The following is a 20,110-nucleotide window of genomic DNA, read 5'->3' as shown; positions in this document are numbered from 1 at the left end:
CGATTTGCGGGAATTCAGGCACTGTTTGTTTGCGCCTGCTCCGCTTTTGAAGATAGGAGGGGAGATTGAGCCGATGGCAGAGCAGAGGAGAGAGGCACGCCGGTGTTGGCATGTCGTATGCGCGGCGCTCACCGTGAGAGCGGCCCTGAAGCCCGCGGCACGACGGCGCGCTCCCTGCTTCCCGCCAGGAATGTATCGACCCGATACGGAGAATCCATGAGTCACGCGAAGCCGACCCTCGCCACGCGACTGGTGGGCTACATGCGGCTGTCCGCCGTCGCCACCGGGCTGATTGCCTCCCTCGCCTCCGCCCAACCCAAGGGCCTGGTGAGCTTCGAACTGGAGCGCCTGGAACTCAATCCCAACGGCCGGGGTTCGTTGGTGATGGGCACCGGTGAACTGCTGCCCGGAGGCGCCTTCCGCCTCTCGGTGGCGGGGCATTACGAGAAGAACCCCCTCGTGCTGTACTCGGACATGAGTCCGGTGGGCGCGGTGGTGGGAGACCGAGCCACGGCGCACCTGTTGCTGGCGTGGACGCCGCTGCGCTGGCTCGAGCTGGGCGCGCACCTGCCCCTGGTGGCCTGGCAGCGCGGAGATGACCTGAGCGGCCGGGGCCTCGGCACGCCGGCCACGACGGGCCTGGGCACGCCCTCGGCGCAGGTGCGCGTGGGACTGCTCGCGCAGCGCCGCGAGGCCCCGCTGGACCTGGCGCTCGAGCTGGGCGTGGGCCTGCCCGTGGGCAGCGTGGACACGCTCTCCCGGGACAGCGCCTTCCGGCTGTCGCCCAAGCTGTCACTGGGCCGGCGCTTCGGCGGGCTGCGCGCGGGCGTGGAGGCGGGCGTGCTGGTGCGGCCCCCGCTCGTGCTCATCGACGACGGCGCCGTCCAGGACGAGCTGGGCAACGAGGTGCGCCTGGGCGCGGTGGTCGCCACCACGGGCAAGGGGCTGCGCGGGGAGCTCAACGTGCGGGGCACGATTCCGCTCACCCAACAGCAGAAGTCCATGGAAGTGCTGCTCGGCGTGCGGCTGCCGCTGGGCTCCGCGGCGGAGCTGTACGCCCTGGGAGGCCCGGGCTTCGGAGACACCACGGGTACGCCTTTCTTCCGGGCGCTGCTCGGCGTGGCCTTTGGCGGAATGGAGCCGGAGATCGAACGGGGCGGCGCGCGCGACGACGATGGCGACGGCGTGCCCAACAGCGAGGACCAGTGCCCGAACGAGCCGGGTCCGGCCGCGCGCCAGGGCTGCCCGGTGCGGGACACGGACAACGACGGCATCGTCGACAGCGCGGACAAGTGCCCGAAGGAGCCGGGGCCGGCCGAGTTGCAGGGTTGCCCCACGAAGGATCGGGACGGGGACGGAATCCTCGACACCGAGGACAAGTGCCCGACCGAGGCGGGTCCGGCCGAGCGCCAGGGCTGCCCGGTGAAGGACACGGACGGCGATGGATTGCCGGACGAGCAGGACAAGTGCCCGCGGGAGACGGGCCCGGCCTCGCGCCAGGGCTGCCCGGTGAAGGACACGGACGGCGACGGCGTCGTGGACGAGCGTGACGCCTGCCCGACGCAGGTGGGTCTGGTGGAGCTGCGCGGCTGCCCGGCGAAGGACACGGACGGCGACACGGTGTCGGACCACCTGGACAACTGCCCCACGGAGAAGGGTCTGGCCAGCAACCAGGGCTGCCCCGAGCAGCAAGAGCAGTTGGTGGAGATCCAGAAGGACCAGCTGAAGATCAAGCAGTCGGTGTACTTCGCCACCAACAAGGCGGTCATCAAGCCGCGCTCGTTCAAGATGCTCAACCAGATCGCCAAGATCATCCAGCAGCACCCGGAGATCGAGCAGATCGTCATCGAGGGCCACTCCGACTCCGTGGGCAATGCCGATGCCAACCGCAAGCTGTCGCTGGCGCGCGCGGAGTCGGTGAAGACCTACCTGGTGGAGAAGGGCGTGGAGGCCTCGCGGATGCAGGCGAAGGGTTATGGACCCGACCGCCCCATCGCGCCCAACACGAACGCCAAAGGCCGCGCGGCCAACCGCCGCGTGGTGTTCACCATCGTCAACGAAGAGCACAAGTAGAAGCCGAGGGAATCAACAGTCATGAGGAATCCATTCATGAAACAGTGGCTCCCCGCCGCCGTGTGCGCGCTGGGACTCGGCTCGACCACGGCGATGGCCGGGGCGGACACGGTCGGTTTGGGCAACGGACATAACGGGCCCGTCACGGTGTCTACGTTCGGCACCGTCATTAACAGCTATGCCCCAGTAACCGCAGCACTGGCGGCCCAGGCCACGTCCATCCAGATCGGAACCTGCCGGGGAGCCCCGGCATGCTTCGCAGAGGGAGATCTGGTGCTGGTGTATCAGGCCACGGGCCTCCAGCCTGTGCCCGCGTCTGGGTCGCAAACCCCCATCGACGTGAGCAACAACGCCGTGGGGCAGTGGGAGTTCGCGCGTCTGGCCTCGGTGGAGACTGATCGGCTGACGCTGACGGAGCCGCTCATCCATGCCTATGCGGCGAATAACACTCAAGTCATCCGGGTGCCGGAGTACACCCGGTTCACCATCCAGAACACCGGAAGCATCACGGCCCCGGCTTGGGATGGCACCACCGGCGGGTTCATCGCATTCCTGGCCAACGACGCGGTGAACAACGGGGGAGTGATCGACACAAGCGGCCTTGGGTTCCGGGGAGGCAAGTTCATCGCTGCTGGTGATGACACGGCCAGGGGCTGCTCTGACGTGGATGAGGCTGGCCCTCTGAGCGGCGCACGAAAGGGTGAGGGCATTGCAGGTGCCAGCCGCTACAACGCTGAACCAACCGGCTCAACTCCAGGCTCGACCGGTCGCGGCAACGCGGCCAATGGTGCGGGAGGCGCCGTCTGCTTCAAGTCAGGGGGTGGCGGCGGAGGCAACGGCGGAGCCGGCGGCCAGGGAGGTCGTTCGGATTATTCGTTTGATAACGGACGCGACGTGGGTGGACGGGGAGGCGTGGAGCTCTCCTATGGAGACAGGGCGACTTCCGATGCCTTCCTGCGACGCCTCACGTTCGGCGGAGGAGGAGGGGCCGGATATGGCGTCACCGAAGGCGGCTCGGGTGGCGCGGGCGGAGGCATCGTCTTCTTTCGAGCCCTCCAGCTGGCAGGCAGCGGCAGCATCAACGCCTCGGGGAGATTGGGTGGCGCGTCCGCGGAGGGAGGCGGCGGCGGTGGTGCGGGTGGGTCCATCTATGTGCGGATTGTCAGAGCTGCCGCCTGCGGCACGATTGCAGCTACGGGCGGCCTCGGAGGCGCCTCGGATGCCATCCGTGTCGGGCCCGGAGGTGGAGGGGGCGCTGGGCATGTGCTGTTCCAAGCCGACCCGGGAGGCACCTGCGGGCTCGTCGCCACGGGGTCTGCACCCGGAGGCCAGAAGGATGCATCGGCTCCTCCTAATAATGACGCGACGTATGGCGCGACGCCGGGCGGCACCACTCCAGCCGCCGAGCTGAAGTACGGCTTCATCATCCCCGCGCCTCCGGTGGTGACCACGCCGGCCAACGGCAGCTTCACCAACAACGTCCGCCCCCCCATCACGGGCACGGCTCGGCCCAACACTCCGGTGATCGTCTACCTGGATGGACAGGAAGTCGGCCGAGTCACCACCAACGCCGCTGGTGAATACTCCGTCACCCCGACCCAGGATCTGGCCGAAGGCGCTCACACGGTGATTGCGATCGCGGCGATCGATGCCGTGCAGAGCCTCAACAGCGTGCCCGACACCTTCACCGTGGACATCACCCCCCCAGACACCGACGTCGCCAGCGGTCCGGAACGGTTCACGCGTGCTCGTGACGTGAAGTTCGAGTTCAGCGCTTCGGAAGAGGGCGTGAAATATCTGTGCAAGTTGGATGACGCGGCCGACTTCACCCCCTGCGATCCAACGTACACCTTCGCCAACCTGTCCGAAGGGCCTCACAAGGTGGAGGTGTATGCCGTTGATCGCGCCGGTAACCGGGATGAGACGCCCTACGTCCGGGAGTTCCAGGTCACCGTCGCGGACCTCTCGCTGCTCGGTGATGGCATCGGCGGGTGCTCGGCCTCCGGGCAGGACGCCTCGCTGATCGCGCTGGGTCTGGGCGCTCTCGTGGCCGGGCTCCGGCGTCGCCGCCAGAGCCAGACCCACTAACACCACTCAGTGCTGGATGCGGGTGCCCAGCACCTGCAGGAAGCCCGCAATCCAGCGCGGGTGGCCGGGCCAGGCCGGCGAAGTCACGAGGTTGCCGTCCACCACCGCCTCATCCGCGGCCACCTCGACGAAGGTCCCCCGAGCCAGCGTCACCTCGGGGCCGCAGGCCGGATAGGCCGTGCAGCGCTTGCCCTCGAGCACTCCCGCCGCCGCGAGGATCTGCAACCCATGGCAGATCGCGGCGATGGGCTTGCGCGTCTCGCCGAAGTGGCGAACCACCTGGATCACCTTCGGGTTGAGGCGCAGGTACTCCGGCGCCCGGCCTCCGGGAATCACCAGACCATCGTACTGGGTGGCATCGACCTCGGAGAAAGTGGCGTTGAGCACGAAGTTGTGCCCGGGCTTCTCGCTGTACGTCTGCGCTCCGTCGAAGTCGTGCACCGCGGTGCGCACGAAGTCGCCCTTCTTCTTGTCCGGACAGACGGCGTGCACGGTGTGCCCCACGGCCTGCAGGGCCTGGAACGGCACCATCACCTCGTAGTCCTCCACGTAGTCGCCCACCAGCATCAGCAGCTTCTTGCCTTGAGCCATCGTCTTCTCCGGTTTGGGGAGTTGGGGGGTGAATCGTCCAGAATCATACCTCCCGGAAACAGGGCCTGGGCAATGGACGGCGCCTTCACGCGTAGGGCGCGCCAACCCGCCTTGGAGGCCCCATGCAACGCCCCGCCCAAGCACCCCGAGCCCGTGGCCGATGGACGAAGTACCTCGTCGATCTCTCTCCCCTGCTCCTGCTGCTCGTCGGCCGGGCCAGCCTCGCCGACCACTACCACGTGCCTTCCGGCTCCATGGAGCCCACGCTCCAGGTGAAGGATCACATCGTCGTGGACAAGCGCGCCTATGGCCTGCGCGTTCCGCTCACCCACCTCTGGCTCACCGAGCACGAGCCTCAGCGCGGCGACGTCATCCTCTTCGACTCGCCCGTGGATGGACGCGTCATGGTCAAGCGGCTGGTGGGCCTGCCGGGTGACCGGATCGCCTTCGACGGCGAGTCGCTCCTGCTCAATGGCGAGCGCATCCCCCAACACCTCACCCCGGACGGCACGCGCCTCGAGTTCCTCCCGGGCGCCCTCCACCCGCTCCACCCCGAGACCGACCAGGGCCCGCCCCTGAGCGAGGTGGAGGTGCCCGCGCGGAACTACCTCGTCCTCGGAGACCACCGGGGCAACTCGGCCGACAGCCGCTACTGGGGCTTCGTTCCCCGCGAGAACCTGCTGGGCCGGGCGGTGGCCGTCGTCTACAGCCAGCGCGAGGGACTCTCCGCCGGCGAGCGCTGGTGGCTGCCGCTGCTCCCCGAAGAAGGCACCGGCCTCGACCCGCGCCTCACCCGCTGAACTCCCGCATGAACTCCACGAGCGGTGGATTGAGCAGCTCCGGATGCGTCAGGGTGGGCGCATGCGCGGCGCCCGGAATGGGGACGTAGCGCGTGCGGCCCCCGAGCGCCTCGACGAGCACCTGAGCTTCGGAGACGGGAATCGCCGCGTCGGCGAGGCCATGGAAGACGATGGCCGGACAGCGGATCTCCCCGAGCCGGGGCTCGATGTCATCCCGCTCCAGGAGGTTGTTCGTCGCGGCGACGAAGGCGGCCTTGGGCGTCTGGCGCCACCGCTCGAGCCAGGGGCCGAGGAAGCGCGAGTCGCCGATGATGACCCCCGAGTAGAGCTGGAGGATGTTCTCCGTGGCGCCGGGAGTCCCCCACAGGTCTCGCACCTGCCGGTAGCCGGCACGGCCCTGCTCTCCGTCCATGGTGCCGCTGGTGCTCATCAACACGAGGCCATGCACACGCTCGGGGTAGCGCAGCGCGACGCGCAGGGCGCAATAGCCCCCCTGGGACAGGCCGCCGACGACCGCCCGCTGGATGCCCAGGTGGTCGAGCAGCGCGATGCAGTCCGCCGCGGAGTCATAGAGGGTGAAGGGCTGGCCGTCCCACCGCGTGCGCCCGAAGCCCCGGGCGTCCCAGCGGATGACGCGGAACTCGGGGGCGAGCGCCTCGGCCTGCGCGTCGAACATGCGGCCGTCCATGAGAAAGCCATGTCCCAGGATGAGCGCGGGACCCGGGCCGCCAGAGTCCTCGAAGTAGATGCCTTGATGGTTGAGTTCGGCGATGGGCATGGAGCCCCACGCTACTCCACCCCCACGTGCCTCCGAGGCTACACGCGGCCCGGCGAGGACTCCGGATGCCGCGGACGAGCGCCGGAACTCCCAGGCCCGGGACCCGGTCGTGAATTGAAAAACAACAGTGTACCTGGAAGCTGTGGTGTTCCAGACAACACAGTAAGAACGGTCTTCACCGTCCACAGAGGGAAACACGCGTTGGCCTGCTTCCTGCTTTGGGGTCAGGGCACGCTCCGCGAGTCCGCCGAGCCACCGTGAGGCATCGGCCTCGCGGTCCCCTCCCCCGGAAGAAGAGGACCCCATGATCCGCACCCTGCTCCGCCCCTCCTCCCTGCTCCTCGCCTGTGTCCTCGCCTCGGGTTGTGGCCCCGCGCCCGAGCCCGAGCCCACCCCCGAGACCACCGCCGCCGCTCAGCCCCTGCGCTGGCCGAAGTGGATCCGGGTCATCGGCGCCGACATCGTGGGAGCGATCGAGGGGGCACAAACGGGCGGTACGATCGGCGCCGTCTTCGGCCCCGAGGGCGCCGTCATCGGGACCGTCGCGGGTGCCGTCATCTACGGGACCCAGGCCTCCGTCGAAGCCGCCTCCGCGACGACCACCACCCAGGGAGTGTCCGCGGGCAGCCGGGCGTCGAGCGATCCCTCCAACGCCCTCAACCCGTTCGATCACATCGGCAGGCACCACAACGTGGAGCTGGACAACTCCGTGTCCATCATCGGCCCGGGAGGCTGCATCCCCAACCCCTTCCCGTTCCCCTTCCCGCGTGATCGCACCCAGGGCCCCCTCTGGGACTACGCGGCCAAGGAGTTGAAGACCCCTCAGGAGTTCCTGGCGCTGCCCGAGTTCAAGGAGGGCTGGTACGACTCGCTCGACTTCGTCGCCTCGACCGCGAACGACGACATCGAGACCTCCATCAAGAAGCGCGTGGAGAGCGGAAAGATGACGGCGGCCGTGGGCCAGCGGCTCACCCGCTACTTCACCACCGTCGCGCCCCTCGACACGGACAAGCTGATCGCGGCCACGAAGTCCTTCGAGAAGGAGACGCTCGCGGACAAGACCCTGACGGAGCAGGACCGCTCCACCCTGCTGAGCGGCTACTCCGTCGCGCGCTACAGCGCGGCGTACTGGGCCGATCAGGCCGCCAAGACGACCACCTCGCCCTGGTGCGGCTGCAGCAAGTAATCCCTCACACCGCCGGTCCGCCCAGGCCATACGGAGAGCAAGAAAAGCCGTTATTCCAGAAATCTTGGAATGCGATAATTGTTTGTGCTAACAGGTAAAGCCTGTTCAGCCCATGCAACGTCCCTCTTCCAAGGCCATCGGCACCCTCGGTGTCCTGTTGCTCATCGCCCTCGGAGCGGCGCTGATCTCGCGCCCTCCGGACTCCTCCCGGAGCGCCTCCGCGGAGGCTCCGGCCTCCCGGTCCTCCTCCGCGAGCGGCGCGCCCACCGCCGCCGCGCCACCCGGAGCGGCGGGCCCCGCCATCCCCAGGGAGCCCAAGCCGAAGGAGGAGATCCTGCCCATGCCCGGGTGCTGGGAGGGCGTGGCGGAGTTCGACCAGAACGGCTCGCTGGACACCTTCCGCCAGGCGCTGAGCGCCGCGGCGGCAGCGGGGGACAGTGATCTGCTGCTCTACCTCCAGGAGCGGCTCACGGAGCTCATCGCGAACGACGCGGGCAAGGCGCTCCAGGTGCTCGAGTGGGCGGAGAAGTCCGCGCCGCCGGAGCTGGGCGTCTACATGGAGGCGATGAAGCACGCGCCCGCCGTCCACCAGCCCCAGGTGGTCGAGCGCCTGCTGAAGATGGGCGAGGACCCGGGCGCGCAGCTCGGCACCCGCGCCGCCGCCGTGGACGCGCTGGAGACGCAGAAGCGCCTGTCCCCCACGAACATCCAGCGCCTCAAGGCACTCGCGATGGAGCCGGCCACGGACTCGGCGGGCTGGGTGGCCACGCGCACCATCGGCCGGGTGATGAAGGAGGACTACGAGCGCACCGGCACCTTCGCTCCCTATTGGAACGAGCTGCTCGACGTGGGCGAGAAGTCCGAGGACCTGGCCGTGCGCCTGCTGGCGCTCGAGATGCCCTCCTACTCGGATCCCCTCATCGGAGACGAGACGATGGATCGGCTCGCGAGCATCATGCGCAAGGATCCGGAGCGGGACGTGCGGGAGATGGCCGCCTTCCGGCTCGCCGTCACCGGAGAGCCCCAGAAGGCCCTGGAGGCCTACCGCACCGCCTTCCCGCTGGAGAAGGACGAGTGCGTGCGCTGGGCCCTCTTCCGCTTCGCCGTGCGCGCCGGTGGACCCGAGGCCCTGCCCCTGCTGCGGCAGATGGCCGCGCAGGACCCACGCTTCGCACAGGACTACCAGGACTTCCAGCGGCTCTACGCCGAGGGCACCGTGGACTTCGCCCGCATCTGGCTCGGCGTCCAGGAGCGCCACCGCTGCACCATCGAGGAAGGAGCACCCCACCAATGAATCCCCCGCTCCCCTCCGCCCTCGCGAGGCGCGCGTCCTGGTGGCGCGCGACGCTGCTGGCCTCGGCCACCTGGCTGCTGCCGGCCACCTCCCACGCCGCCGATACCGCCACGCCCTTGCGGCAGACGGCGTGCTCGTTCTCCGGGATGATCGACGAGCTGCGCGTGGCGTTGAAATCGGGCTCGCCCGCCTACCGCAAGTACGCCCGGGAGCGGCTCAAGACCGCCGCGCGCGTCATGCCCGCGGACGAGCTGCGCGCGGCCGTGCAGGACGAGCGGGACCCGGACACCCTGGAGGCGCTGGGCATGGCGCTCGCCAGCAAGTCCTCGTTCACGGAGGACGCCACGCTCGTGCAGCCGCTGCTCGCTCGCGCGTCGGGAGACGGAGACCCCAAGGCCCGGGCCGCGGCGATCCGGGGCCTGCGGGGCACCGGCTCCGTGGACCTCATGACGAAGAACGGCGGCGTGGTGACGTACGAGCAGCTCATCCGCGACAGCGCCCCCGAGGTGCGCCAGGCCGTGGTGGACAACCTCATCCACGAGAGCGCCAAGGTGTACTTCGGCCACGAGCGCACCGTGTCCGAGGCGGCCGTGTCCGCGGCGCTGGCCTCGAAGGATCCCCAGGCGGCCGCGAAGCTGCTGTCCGAGGTGTCCATGGAGGCGGTGGGCCACGACACGGTGGAGCGGTTGCGCCAGCAGTTGCGCTCGGAGGACCCCGCCCTGCGCGGGGCGGCGGCCACGGCGCTCGGCGGTGTGCCGGGAGCGGAGTCCTCCGCCATGCGCGACGCACTCGTGTCGCTCTACCGCGACGAGAAGGATCCAACGGTGCGCAAGGCCGCGCTGCAGGGGCTCGTGAGGCTGGGCATGGGGGGCGCCCGCGCCACGCTCGAGTCCCTGCGAGGCGTGGCCCCCGGGATGGATCCGGAGATCGATGCCTGGCAGTCCGCGCTCAGGCTCGGGCTGCAGGAGTGGCACCTGCTGCTGCGCGAGAAGGAGCGCCTGCGCAGGTAGCGGCTGTCTCACCCCGTAGTCCCGCAGCGCAGTGCCCCCCGAGGAGGACGTATGAACATGAAGAAGGTGATGTACACCGCCAGCGCCCTGCTGGCTGGCTGGGCTGGCATGGCCATCGCGGCGAGCGCCAAGGGCCCCATCTGCGAGCCCAACGCCCGCGTGAACTCGACGACGTACTACAGCTGCAGCAGCGGCAGCCACACGGCGCTCGACATCAGCAACGGCACGTGCGGTGAGTGGAACCACCGCGGCATGCTCGCGGGCAGCTTCGCCTACAAGTACTACGGCGGCTGTGGCGCGGCGTGCTACGGCTCCACCTGTAACGGCGGCGCGGGCAACTACTACGTCGTCTCCGGCGGCAGCGGCTGGGAGTTCCGCCAGCTCCACATCTACGCCAACGCCAGCTCCGGCACGAAGACGTGCGACGGCTGCGCCCTGGGCCTGGTGGGCGGCACCGGCGACGCCACCGGTCCCCACGTGCACGCGGACAACCGCCAGTACGGCACCCGCAAGTCCGCCTGGTACACCAGCAAGGGCACCACCTGCGGCACCACCGGCAACTGCACCACGGTGATCGGCGCCCCCACGCTGTAGTCCCCGCGCGCCCCGTTCCGCTCACCACCACCGGGCGGAACGGTCCTCCGGTCGTCCATCCCGCGCTCGTTCCTCAGGGCGCGTAGGAGAACGTCGTGGTGGAACGCACGCGCCGTCTGATGAAGAGCACGCCGCCCTCGCCCGTGGCGAGGATGCGCGACAGCTCCCGGCCCTGCGCTCCAGACGCATCGAACTCCAGGGTGATGTCCACCTTGTCCGCGAGCTTCGGCAGTTGCGTGGGTCGGGTGCTGATGCGCAGCAGTTCGCCCCGGCGCCCATCCACCAGGGCCTCGCCCACGAGCCCATCCGAACTCTTGCCGTCCTTGGGCGCGAAGGCGATGCGCAGCAGGTTGGGCTGCCGGGAGTCCGGGCCCTTCACCTCGAAGCGGTAGCGGCCCTGCTCCCTCGGGGAGAAGGGAAGGTAGTCGAGCTGGAATTGCTTCTCCTTGCTCTCGGCCCGGGCCTTCTCCTCCTTCGCGCGCTGCTCCCGCACCTTCTCGGTGATGTCCTGTCCATCCTGCGTGGCACGCACCACCGTGGTGGCGCGCTTGCCCTCGCGCCACTCGTTGCGCTCCAAGGACTCCAGGCGGGACTTCGTCTTGCCCTCGTCGTCGAGCTCTTCCCACACAGTGGTGGCGAAGGTGCTCCGGCCCTGTCTGCGTTGCTCGCGCGCCTGTTCGGCCGCCGCCAGGCGCGGGAGCAGCTCGGCCAGGGGATCCTCGTTCGCGAAGACCGGAAGCGACAGGAAGAAGGACAACACCATGGACCAGTAAGGGAATCGCATACGCGAAAAGCTACACCTCGCCTCGGAAACGCCAGCCCCCCCTGAGGTCCTTGTGTGTCTCGTCCAGGTGACAACTGATACCCAGACGACGCCCCATCGCGGGGCTCTTCGTCCATTATTGAATCACCCGGAGGAGCAGCCCAGGAGCGCGCCATGGATCCGACGAACCGTCCGCCCCCCAGCGACCCGTCGTACGACCTGCTGCACCAGCGAGACCGCCATCCACTCGACGCTCTCTTCGCGCCGCGCAGCGTGGCGGTGATTGGCGCGAGCGAGAAGCCGGGAAGCGTGGGACGCACGCTCCTGTGGAACCTCATCAGCAGCCCCTTCGGGGGCACCGTCTACCCCATCAATCCCAAGCGCAAGAACGTGCTGGGCATCACCGCCTGGCCCACCCTGCGCGCGCTGCCGGAGCCGGTGGAGCTGGCCGTCATCGCGACCCCGGCGGCCACGGTGCCCGAGGTGATGCGCGAGTGCGCCGAGGTGGGGGTGAAGAACGCCCTCATCATCTCCGCGGGCTTCAAGGAGGTGGGTGGCGAGGGCGCGCGACTGGAGCAGGAGGTGCTGGAGATCGCCCGGCGGGCGCGCATCCGGGTGCTCGGCCCCAACTGCCTGGGCGTGATGCGGCCGCCCAACGGCCTCAACGCCACCTTCGCGGGGAGCGTGGCGCGAGCGGGCAACGTGGCCTTCATCAGCCAGAGTGGCGCGCTGCTCACGGCCATCCTCGACTGGAGCCAGCGCGAGGCCGTGGGCTTCAGCGCCATCGTGTCCCTGGGCTCGATGATGGACGTGGGCTGGGGCGACATCATCGACTACCTCGGGGATGACCCGCGCACGCGCAGCATCCTCATCTACATGGAGTCCGTGGGAGACGCGCGCTCGTTCCTGTCGGCGGCGCGCGCGGTGGCGCTGCACAAGCCCATCATCGTCATCAAGGCGGGACGCACCGCCCAGGCGGCCGCGGCGGCGGCCTCGCACACGGGCTCGCTGGTGGGCAGCGACGAGGTGCTCAGCGCCGCCTTCCGCCGCGCGGGCGTGCTGCGCGTGGACTCCATCGCGGACCTCTTCTACATGGCCGAGGTGCTCGCCCGGCAGCCTCGCCCCGACGGACGGCGCCTCACCGTGCTCACCAACGCGGGAGGCCCCGGCGTCCTGGCCACGGACGCACTGGTGATGGGAGGCGGCGAGCTGGCGCGGCTGTCGGACACGACGCGCGAGCAGCTCACCACCTTCCTGCCGCCCGCCTGGAGCCACGGCAACCCGGTGGACATCCTCGGTGACGCCGACCCCGAGCGCTACGCGCGGGCACTCAAGGTGACGGGCGCGGACGAGAACAGCGATGGCCTGCTCGTCATCCTCACGCCCCAGGACATGACGAAGCCCACGCAGACGGCGGAGCTGCTCAAGCCCTACGCGCGCATGGGCAAACCCATCATCGCCAGTTGGATGGGCGGCTCGGAGGTGAGCGAGGGCGAGCGCATCCTCAACGACGCGGGGATTCCCACGTTCGGCTACCCGGACACGGCCGCGCGCATCTTCAATTACATGTGGCGCTACTCGTACAACCTGGCGGGTTTGTACGAGACCCCCGTGCTGACGGAGGAGCCCGAGCGGCGCGAGGAGGCCGAGGCGCTCATCCGCGAGGCGCGCCGCGCGGGCCGCACGATGCTCACGGAGTACGAGTCCAAGCGGTTGCTGGCGGCCTATGGGATTCCCACGGTGGAGACCCGGCTGGCATCGAGCGCGGACGAGGCGGTGCGCGAGGCCCGGGCATTGGGCTTTCCCGTGGTGGTCAAGCTCAACTCCCAGCACGTCACCCACAAGACGGACGTGGGCGGGGTGCGCCTGGACCTGCGCACGGAGGAGGCGGTGCGCGAGGCCTTCGACGGCATCCGCCAGAGGCTCGAGGAGCTGGGACAGCCGGACGCCTTCCAGGGCGTGACGGTGCAGCCCATGGTGAAGCTGGACGGCTACGAGCTCATCCTGGGCAGCGGTCTGGACGCGCAATTCGGGCCGGTGTTGTTGTTTGGCACCGGAGGCACGCTGGTGGAGGTGTTCCGGGACCGGGCACTGGGCCTGCCCCCGCTCAACACCACGCTGGCGCGGCGGATGATGGAGCAGACGCGCATCCACGAGGCCCTGCGCGGCGTGCGCGGACGCAAGCCGGTGGACCTGGCGGCCCTGCAGAAGCTGCTGGTGCGCTTCAGCCACCTGGTGGTGGAGCAACGCCTCATCAAGGAGGTGGACATCAACCCGCTGCTCGTCTCGGAGGAGCGGATGATCGCGCTGGATGCGCGCGTGGTGCTGCACGAGCCCGAGGTGACGGAAGCACAACTGCCCCGGCTCGCCATCCTCCCCTACCCCCAGCGCTACGTGGACCGATGGCGGGCGAGCGACGGCGAGGAGCTGCACATCCGCCCCATCCGCCCCGAGGACGAGCCGAAGATGGTGGAGTTCCACCACACGCTCTCCGAGCAGTCGGTGTTCCTGCGCTACGCGGGGATGATGAAGCTGGACCAGCGCGTGGCCCACGAGCGGCTCGCGCGCATCTGCTTCATCGACTACGGGAGGGAAATGGCGCTGCTGGCCACCCGGGCGGACGGCACGGTGCTCGGGGTGGGACGGCTCACGCGCCTGCCCGGAACGGAGGCCGCGGAGTTCGCCCTGCTCATCAGCGACGTGGTGCAGCGCCAGGGCCTGGGCACGGAGATGCTCCAGCGGCTGGTGACGGTGGGCCGCGACTGGGGCCTGCGCTACATCGTGGCGGACATCCTGTCGCGCAATGGCGCCATGCAGCGCGTCTGCCGCAAGCTGGGCTTCCACATTCACGAGGGGGAGCTCGGCGATGACATGGTCAAGGCCGTGAAGAAGCTGGACTGAGGGTCCATCCTTCCCCGTCCGGACTGACACGATTCAGCACGCGTACCCCGGTGCACCGACTTGTCGGTTGCAAGACAGCCAACAGCCCCGGGGTCCCTGTATTGCGCACCGCGTCCAGCTATTGAATTCTCATAAAAACATCTCAATAGCTGGACTTAACCCTAAAAATCATTTTTCTTCTTCCTCTGCTTTCGCAGGAATCCGTTTGGTTTCGGCGCAACCTGGATGAGGAGGACGAAGCACCACCATGAAATACAAAATCACTGGACTCGCCGTCGCGATGATGGTCACCGGCCTGTGGGCGGGTGAAGGTCTCGCGGCCCCCGCATCTGGAGTGCAGGGCTCGGGCTCCTCCGCCATCGCGTACATCAACACCACGACCTGGGCGGACATCCATTACCGCGTCAACAACGGTGGCCAGCTCAACGTCCGCATGGCGGTCGTCAACGGGCGCAACGAATACACGATCACCAACCTGACCAGCGGCGCCACGGTCGACTACAACTTCACGTATTGGGACACCGCGTGCAACTGCGCCTATGACACGGCGACGGCCCGGTATGTCCATGGCAGCGCGACGCCGGACTCGGGCACGCCGGACTCGGGCACGCCGGACTCGGGCACGCCGGACTCGGGCACGCCCGACGCGGGCGGCCCCCAGGACGCGGGAACACCGGACTCGGGCACCTTCGACGGCGGCGGAACCACCAACGTGGTGCCCCTGTTCAACAGCGGCACGGCCCTGGAGCCCGTGCTCGTGGAGAACACGTCCACGGCGATCATCACCCACGTGGGCGACCGCGTGCGCGACCGCCATGCCCGTGAATCCCAATTCCAGGCATACGAGCACTTCCTCAGCCTGTATTTCACCGGCCGCACGTTCTACCTCGACATCATCGACGAGGTCGCCAAGGGCGGCACCCAGGTCAAGGTCAACATGACGACCACCTACCCCCATGACGGCACCAACTTCCGCGCCTTCTTCCGGGGCATCAACACCACGGCGGAGTACTGGCACAACGGCACCTTCACCCGCACGACGGACGATTATCACTACACCGCCAGCGTGGGTTACAACGCCAAGGAAGGCCGGGCGATCAAGGTGGGCGATCGCATGGAGATCGAAGTGGGCGTCTTCCTGAAGCAGCCGGTGGAAGGACGCTTCAACTACTACTCCAGCACCATGCTCTACATCGTCGGCACCGGCGGCATCGTCCCGTTCGAGGGCGTGGGCTCCACCCTGGACTCCTTCCCGCTGCCGGAGACCGCCTGGAGCGGCGGCCGGACCACGCTCAACTATCCCTACTCGAACGAGCCCTCCAAGCGCTTCATGCAGCTGGCGACGAACCTGGCGCCCGTGAACGCGCAGCCGTTCGTCGAGGGCCGCCGCATCCACCACACCCACTTCGGGGACGGCACCCACTCCGAGTCGGGCAATCCCGTGTTCACCCAGCAGGTGGGTAAGCTGGGGGTCAACTACGTGGCGGAGTCCTGTGTCGCCTGCCACAAGAACAACGGCCGCGGTCTGCCCCAGGCCACCAACACCACGCTGACCAACATGGTGGTCAAGGTGGGACGCGTCAGCGGAAGCACCGTCACCGCGGATCCGCAGATCGGCGCCAAGCTCCAGCCGCGCAGCACCAGCGGCACGCCCGAGGCGGACGTGCGCATCTCCGGCTGGACCACCACCAGCGGCCAGTTCGCCGATGGGACGGCCTACCAGCTGCGCAAGCCGACCTACGGCTTCACCAACGTCATCCCCACCCACTTCTCGGTGCGCGCCACCCCGCAGCTCGTCGGCCTGGGCCTGCTGGAGGCCGTGCCCGAGACCGACATCGCCGCCCTGTCCGACCCCAATGACAGCAATGGTGATGGCATCTCCGGACGCATGAGCAACGTGAGGGATCCCCAGACGGGCGAGCTGCGCATGGGCCGCTTCGGCTGGAAGGCGGGCCTGGCGCGCGTGCGCCACCAGGTCGCCGATGCCTTCAATGGCGACATGGGCGTCACCACGTCCGTCTACAAGTCGCTGGACTGCGGCGCGTCGCAGCAGGGCTGCACGGGCACCAGCACCGAGCTGAGTGATCAGGATCTCGACAAGATCGTCCGCTACATCTCCCTGCTGGGAGTGCCGGCCCGCCGCAACCTGAACGACACCCAGGCCCAGCGCGGCGAGACGCTCTTCCAGAGCGCGGGGTGCGCGAGCTGCCACAAGGCGACCCTCACCACGAGCGCCTACCACCCGAACGCCGAGCTGCGCGGCCAGACGATCCGCCCCTACACCGACCTGCTGCTGCACGACATGGGGTCGGGCCTGGCCGACAGCCTGCCGGAGAACAACGCGTCGGGCTCGGAGTGGCGCACCGCTCCGCTGTGGAGCATCGGCCTGACGGCGGGCGTGAGCGGCGGCGAGGCCTACCTGCACGATGGTCGCGCGCGCACCCTGTCCGAGGCCATCCTCTGGCACGGCGGTGAGGGCGAGGCCGCCAAGCAGTCCTTCGTCAAGATGTCCGCCTCGGATCGCGACGCCTTGATCAAGTTCCTGCAGAGCATCTGACGCACCCGTCGTCTCCGCCGCCGGGGGCACTCCCCCCGGCGGCGTCTTGCCTACCAGGGCACGCCCGCGTCAGGAGCCCGACGCGACTCGACCGGAATGTCCCCCACGTCGAGCGACTGACCGGGCACCAGCTTCACCGGGCGTTGGCCGAGACGAACTCCGCTCGCCAGAAACTCCAGACTGTCTTCTCCCGAGGAGAGGTTCTCCAGCGTGAAGCGTCCATCCGCGCTGGTGCGGGAGGAGCGGAGCGCTTGTCCCCTGATGAGGACGAACACTCCGGCCAGGGGAACGTTCGTGGCGGCATCCACGACCCGGCCTCGCACGGTCGCTCCCGACTCCACCGAGACCGTCACCTCCGCCGTCGTCCCCACCGACGGAGATAGATGGACTTCCCCGATCGCGCCCTCCAGGGTCCGCACCGACAACGTCACGGGCTCATCGGGCACGTCCGACAACTCGAAGCGATCTCCGGGAAACTCGAGGGTGTCCAAGCCCGCCAGGTACTTCAGGCCCGGGAGTCGAACGGCCAGGACGAAACCCCGCACGGGCTGACCATCCCTCCGCACGACCTGGCCGCGCACCGAGGTCCCAGGCCGCAACCTCACCACCACTTCCTGCTCGCCACGCTTCACCAGTTGCTGCGTCTCTCCCATGCGTCCGCCGTTCCTCGCAGTCGCCGTGAACAGCCTGGCCTTCGCGTCTTCCAGCTCGTGGGAGAAGCTGAAGCGCCCCTCCCCGTCCACAAACGCCCCCGAGCCGCGTCCCCCCTGGAACCCCTCGAGGGAGAGCATCAGCCAGGCATGGGGAGAAGGAGTCCCATCCGGTTCGAGGACGAGGCCCTTGATCCGCAAGACATCACCCGAGTCCTCAGGCAACGTCAGCTCGGTCTGGACGGTCCGTCCCGCTTCGACCTTCACCTCCCGCATGGGAGGTTCGACATGGGAGGAGACAAGCACATGGTAGGACCCCTGCGGTAACACCATCCGGAAGCGCCCGGAGGGATCCAGCGCGATCCGCTCGGGCCGAGGGCTGGAGGATGAAGGCGTCGTCAAGGAATAGGCGCTCACCTCCAACGGCTTGGAGGGAGGCGAGCCCCGCGCCGTGCGCACCACGCCCTCCAGCGTGCCAGTCCGCTGAAGGGTGAGATCCACCCGGGTCATTTCTCCCGCCTTCACGTCCACGGACTGGCTCACCCCCAGGTCCGCGCCCTCCGAGAGGGCGGAGATGTCCACGCGGCCGATGGCCAATCCCTCGAGGTGGTAGTGCCCATCGGCATCGGTGCGGGACTCGGCGGCGCTCCCCCACCCGCCCGCCCAACGCAGGCCCCCCACCACCCGCACGCCCGGCAGCGGCGCTCCCGCGGCATCCCGCACCTGGCCTTCCACCGTGCCCATGCCCTCGAGCTGGAGTTCGAGCGGGAAGCGCTCACCCGCGGCCACCATCAATCCCCTGCGCGAGAGCCGGGAATAGCCGGGTGCATGCACCACCAGATCATAGCCACCGGAAGCCAGGCCCTTCAGGGCGAACAGCCCCGCGCGATCCGTCACCCCGCTTCCCGCGTCTCCCGGACGGCCCGTGGGGCGGACACTCACACGGGCGCCCTCCACCGGAGCACCCGTGGCCCGCGCGAGGACCCGGCCTTCCAGCACCGCCCCCCGCCCGAGCCGGATCCGCACGTCCCGCACCGTCTGCCCCGCGCGCACGAACAGAAGCTTGTCCACCGAGCCCGCCTCGGCACCGTGCCGCGCGGAAAGAAGGTAGGAGCCGGTGCTCACCTCGGCGGAGAAGCCGCCGCCCTCGCCCGTGGTGAGTTGCCGGGGAGTCGTGGGCCCGCTCACCATCACCTCGGCATCCGCCACGGGCCGCTCCTCCGCATCCACGACGAAGCCCTCGATCACCCCCGCCCTCTCCAGGGCCACCGTCAGTGGAGCCTTCGCGGGGAGTTCCACCCCGAGCAGAACCTCGCGCGTCTGCCCCGGGGCCCGCGCATCCAGCATGTAGGTCCCCGAGGAGAGCCCCTCGACGCGGAACTCTCCCCGCTCGTTGCTCGTGGCGTACACCCGCTCCTCCGCGGGAGCGTCGGGTTCGAAGCCACGGTCCAGGCGCCCTCCATGCGCCGTGAGGACGAGCTCCACCAGGGGCAGCGGCTCGTTCGTCCCCGCCACCACCGTGCGGCCGGTGAGCGAGTGGCCGCGCTCCAGCACGAGGCGCAGGCTCGTGCGCGCCTCACCATGGGGGCGCGACACCGGCCGCCGCAGCGGCGCATGACCCTCGGCGTGGACGGCTATCAGGTAGCCCCCGGGCCGTGAAGAGAGCCGTGCCCGGCCCCGCGCGTCCGTGGTGGCCGTGCTCGCCAGCCGCCAGGACATCTCGTCAAGGCGCGGGTCGCGCGCGCCGCGCCAGTACAACCGGACGTTGGCACCAGGCATGGGACGCTCGCCCGCGAGCACCTCCACCTCCAGCACGCCCTCCGCCTCCGTGGGAGCCACGACCAGCGACGGCGTACTGCCCGCATCCGCGCCACCGCGAGCGCCCACGTCCTCGGGCCGCTCCGGCTGCAACTCCAGGCCCGCTCGTCGCCCCGGCTCCCGCCCCGGCGATGGAGTATCCCCCGCCGTGAGACTCCCGCTCCCCCGGAGTCCGAGCCAGAGCAGGAGGAGCACTCCCATCAAGACCACCACCACGAGTGTGAGTCTGCGCATACCCGCTGTCCGTTCCAGAGAGGGGACACCACACTAGCCGGAGAGCGGCTCCACCCGGCGCCCTCCACGACAATCCCCCCCCTCGGTCCGTACACTCACGGCATTTCTTCAACCACATGCCAACCACCCGCCTCGCTCCCCCCACCAGGTACGAACATTCCCTGGCCGGAAAGCGATTTGCCTGTCATACCTTTTGCCAGGTAAACCATCGGGTGCAGGCGAACCCGGTACGAGACACCCAGCCATGCGCCAGCCCCTGACCTCCCAGCCCGCCAACGCGTACGCCCTCCAGGCGCTCCAGCTCATTCCCCGGCTGTACCGGTGGGCGGTGGCGAGCATGCAGGCCAACCACCTGGGCCGGGACTTGAGCCTGCGCCAGTTGGGCGTGCTCTACGCGCTCCGGGAAGGCGAGTCCTCACCCGGACAACTGGCGCGCCGGCTGCGCGTCACGCCCGCCGTGATCACGGGCCTGGTCGATCGCCTGGAGCGACAGGGCTACGTGCGGCGCGAGGCCGAACCCACGGACCGGCGGCGCTTCCGGCTGGTGCTCACGGAGAACGGGCTCGCGGTGAGCCTGGAGGTCCAACAGACACTGGCCGCCGAGTTGACCGCCCAGTTCGCGAGCGCCTCCCCGGAGCAACTCCAGGAACTGGGTCGCTCGATGCAACTGGTGGAGCGGGCACTGCTCGCCCTGGAAGAGCGCACGCCGCCCACCCTCCTCGACGAGGAGGAGCCGGCGAAGAAGTCGAAGGCAGGACGGAAGTGACACCAAC

Annotated in this window: 14 protein-coding genes; 10 read left to right on the top strand and 4 right to left on the bottom strand. The window is 69.0% G+C overall.

What is annotated here, in order from left to right; genetic code table 11:
- The first annotated feature begins 216 nt into the window (after nt 1–216).
- Both CYFUS_RS08240 and agmC read left to right on the top strand, forming a co-directional pair.
- The gene (locus CYFUS_RS08240) at nt 217–2,073 is read left to right on the top strand and encodes an OmpA family protein (protein WP_095984727.1); all 1,857 of its coding nucleotides are present in this window, start codon (nt 217–219) and stop codon (nt 2,071–2,073) included.
- Between the two features lie 36 nt (nt 2,074–2,109).
- Nucleotides 2,110–4,161: an adventurous gliding motility protein AgmC gene (gene agmC / locus CYFUS_RS53830; RefSeq protein WP_269770217.1), complete on the top strand. Its 2,052-nt coding sequence runs from the start codon at nt 2,110–2,112 to the stop codon at nt 4,159–4,161.
- A gap of 6 nt (nt 4,162–4,167) precedes the next feature.
- On the opposite strand, the gene CYFUS_RS08225 is transcribed toward agmC, so the two are convergent.
- Nucleotides 4,168–4,752 (bottom strand): DJ-1/PfpI family protein, encoded by a 585-nt coding sequence (locus CYFUS_RS08225; protein ID WP_095984725.1) that lies wholly within the window; start codon nt 4,750–4,752, stop codon nt 4,168–4,170.
- Nucleotides 4,753–4,874: 122 nt separating this feature from the next.
- Between CYFUS_RS08225 and lepB the strand changes: the two genes are divergently transcribed.
- Nucleotides 4,875–5,552 carry a signal peptidase I gene (lepB, locus tag CYFUS_RS08220; RefSeq protein ID WP_095984724.1) on the top strand — a complete coding sequence of 226 codons (678 nt, stop codon included), beginning with the start codon at nt 4,875–4,877 and terminating at the stop codon, nt 5,550–5,552.
- Here lepB and CYFUS_RS08215 read toward each other — a convergent pair.
- On the bottom strand, nt 5,542–6,330 hold the full coding sequence (locus tag CYFUS_RS08215) for an alpha/beta fold hydrolase (protein WP_095984723.1): 789 nt from the start codon (nt 6,328–6,330) through the stop codon (nt 5,542–5,544). The genes lepB and CYFUS_RS08215 overlap by 11 nt on opposite strands.
- A 304-nt stretch (nt 6,331–6,634) precedes the next feature.
- Between CYFUS_RS08215 and CYFUS_RS08210 the strand changes: the two genes are divergently transcribed.
- From CYFUS_RS08210 to CYFUS_RS08195, 4 genes are all read left to right on the top strand, one after another.
- Nucleotides 6,635–7,516, top strand: a complete 882-nt coding sequence (locus tag CYFUS_RS08210; RefSeq protein ID WP_095984722.1) for a hypothetical protein — start codon at nt 6,635–6,637, stop codon at nt 7,514–7,516.
- A gap of 112 nt (nt 7,517–7,628) precedes the next feature.
- The gene (locus tag CYFUS_RS08205; RefSeq protein WP_095984721.1) at nt 7,629–8,810 is read left to right on the top strand and encodes a HEAT repeat domain-containing protein; all 1,182 of its coding nucleotides are present in this window, start codon (nt 7,629–7,631) and stop codon (nt 8,808–8,810) included.
- The gene (locus CYFUS_RS08200) at nt 8,807–9,820 is read left to right on the top strand and encodes a HEAT repeat domain-containing protein (protein ID WP_095984720.1); all 1,014 of its coding nucleotides are present in this window, start codon (nt 8,807–8,809) and stop codon (nt 9,818–9,820) included. Before CYFUS_RS08205 ends, CYFUS_RS08200 begins: the two co-directional genes overlap by 4 nt.
- 51 nt (nt 9,821–9,871) lie before the next feature.
- Nucleotides 9,872–10,414, top strand: coding sequence for a peptidase M23 (locus CYFUS_RS08195; RefSeq protein ID WP_095984719.1), 543 nt, complete (start codon nt 9,872–9,874; stop codon nt 10,412–10,414).
- A gap of 73 nt (nt 10,415–10,487) precedes the next feature.
- On the opposite strand, the gene CYFUS_RS08190 is transcribed toward CYFUS_RS08195, so the two are convergent.
- Entirely contained in the window at nt 10,488–11,198 is a 711-nt protein-coding gene (locus tag CYFUS_RS08190) for a hypothetical protein (protein WP_095984718.1), read from the bottom strand.
- Nucleotides 11,199–11,351: 153 nt separating this feature from the next.
- Between CYFUS_RS08190 and CYFUS_RS08185 the strand changes: the two genes are divergently transcribed.
- Complete coding sequence (locus tag CYFUS_RS08185; protein ID WP_095984717.1) at nt 11,352–14,078, top strand: bifunctional acetate--CoA ligase family protein/GNAT family N-acetyltransferase; 2,727 nt, start codon at nt 11,352–11,354, stop codon at nt 14,076–14,078.
- A 247-nt stretch (nt 14,079–14,325) separates the two neighbouring features.
- Nucleotides 14,326–16,635: a di-heme oxidoredictase family protein gene (locus CYFUS_RS08180; protein ID WP_095984716.1), complete on the top strand. Its 2,310-nt coding sequence runs from the start codon at nt 14,326–14,328 to the stop codon at nt 16,633–16,635.
- A gap of 50 nt (nt 16,636–16,685) precedes the next feature.
- Here CYFUS_RS08180 and CYFUS_RS08175 read toward each other — a convergent pair whose 3' ends face one another.
- The gene (locus tag CYFUS_RS08175; protein ID WP_095984715.1) at nt 16,686–19,337 is read right to left on the bottom strand and encodes a carboxypeptidase-like regulatory domain-containing protein; all 2,652 of its coding nucleotides are present in this window, start codon (nt 19,335–19,337) and stop codon (nt 16,686–16,688) included.
- A 244-nt stretch (nt 19,338–19,581) separates the two neighbouring features.
- Between CYFUS_RS08175 and CYFUS_RS08170 the strand changes: the two genes are divergently transcribed.
- Nucleotides 19,582–20,103, top strand: coding sequence for a MarR family winged helix-turn-helix transcriptional regulator (locus CYFUS_RS08170; protein ID WP_095984714.1), 522 nt, complete (start codon nt 19,582–19,584; stop codon nt 20,101–20,103).
- Nucleotides 20,104–20,110: the final 7 nt, after the last annotated feature.

Origin of the sequence: Cystobacter fuscus (assembly GCF_002305875.1) — a bacterium.
GTDB lineage: Bacteria > Myxococcota > Myxococcia > Myxococcales > Myxococcaceae > Cystobacter > Cystobacter fuscus_A.
Note: the sequence above shows the minus strand (reverse complement) of the source record. Positions and strands in the feature narration are given on the sequence as shown.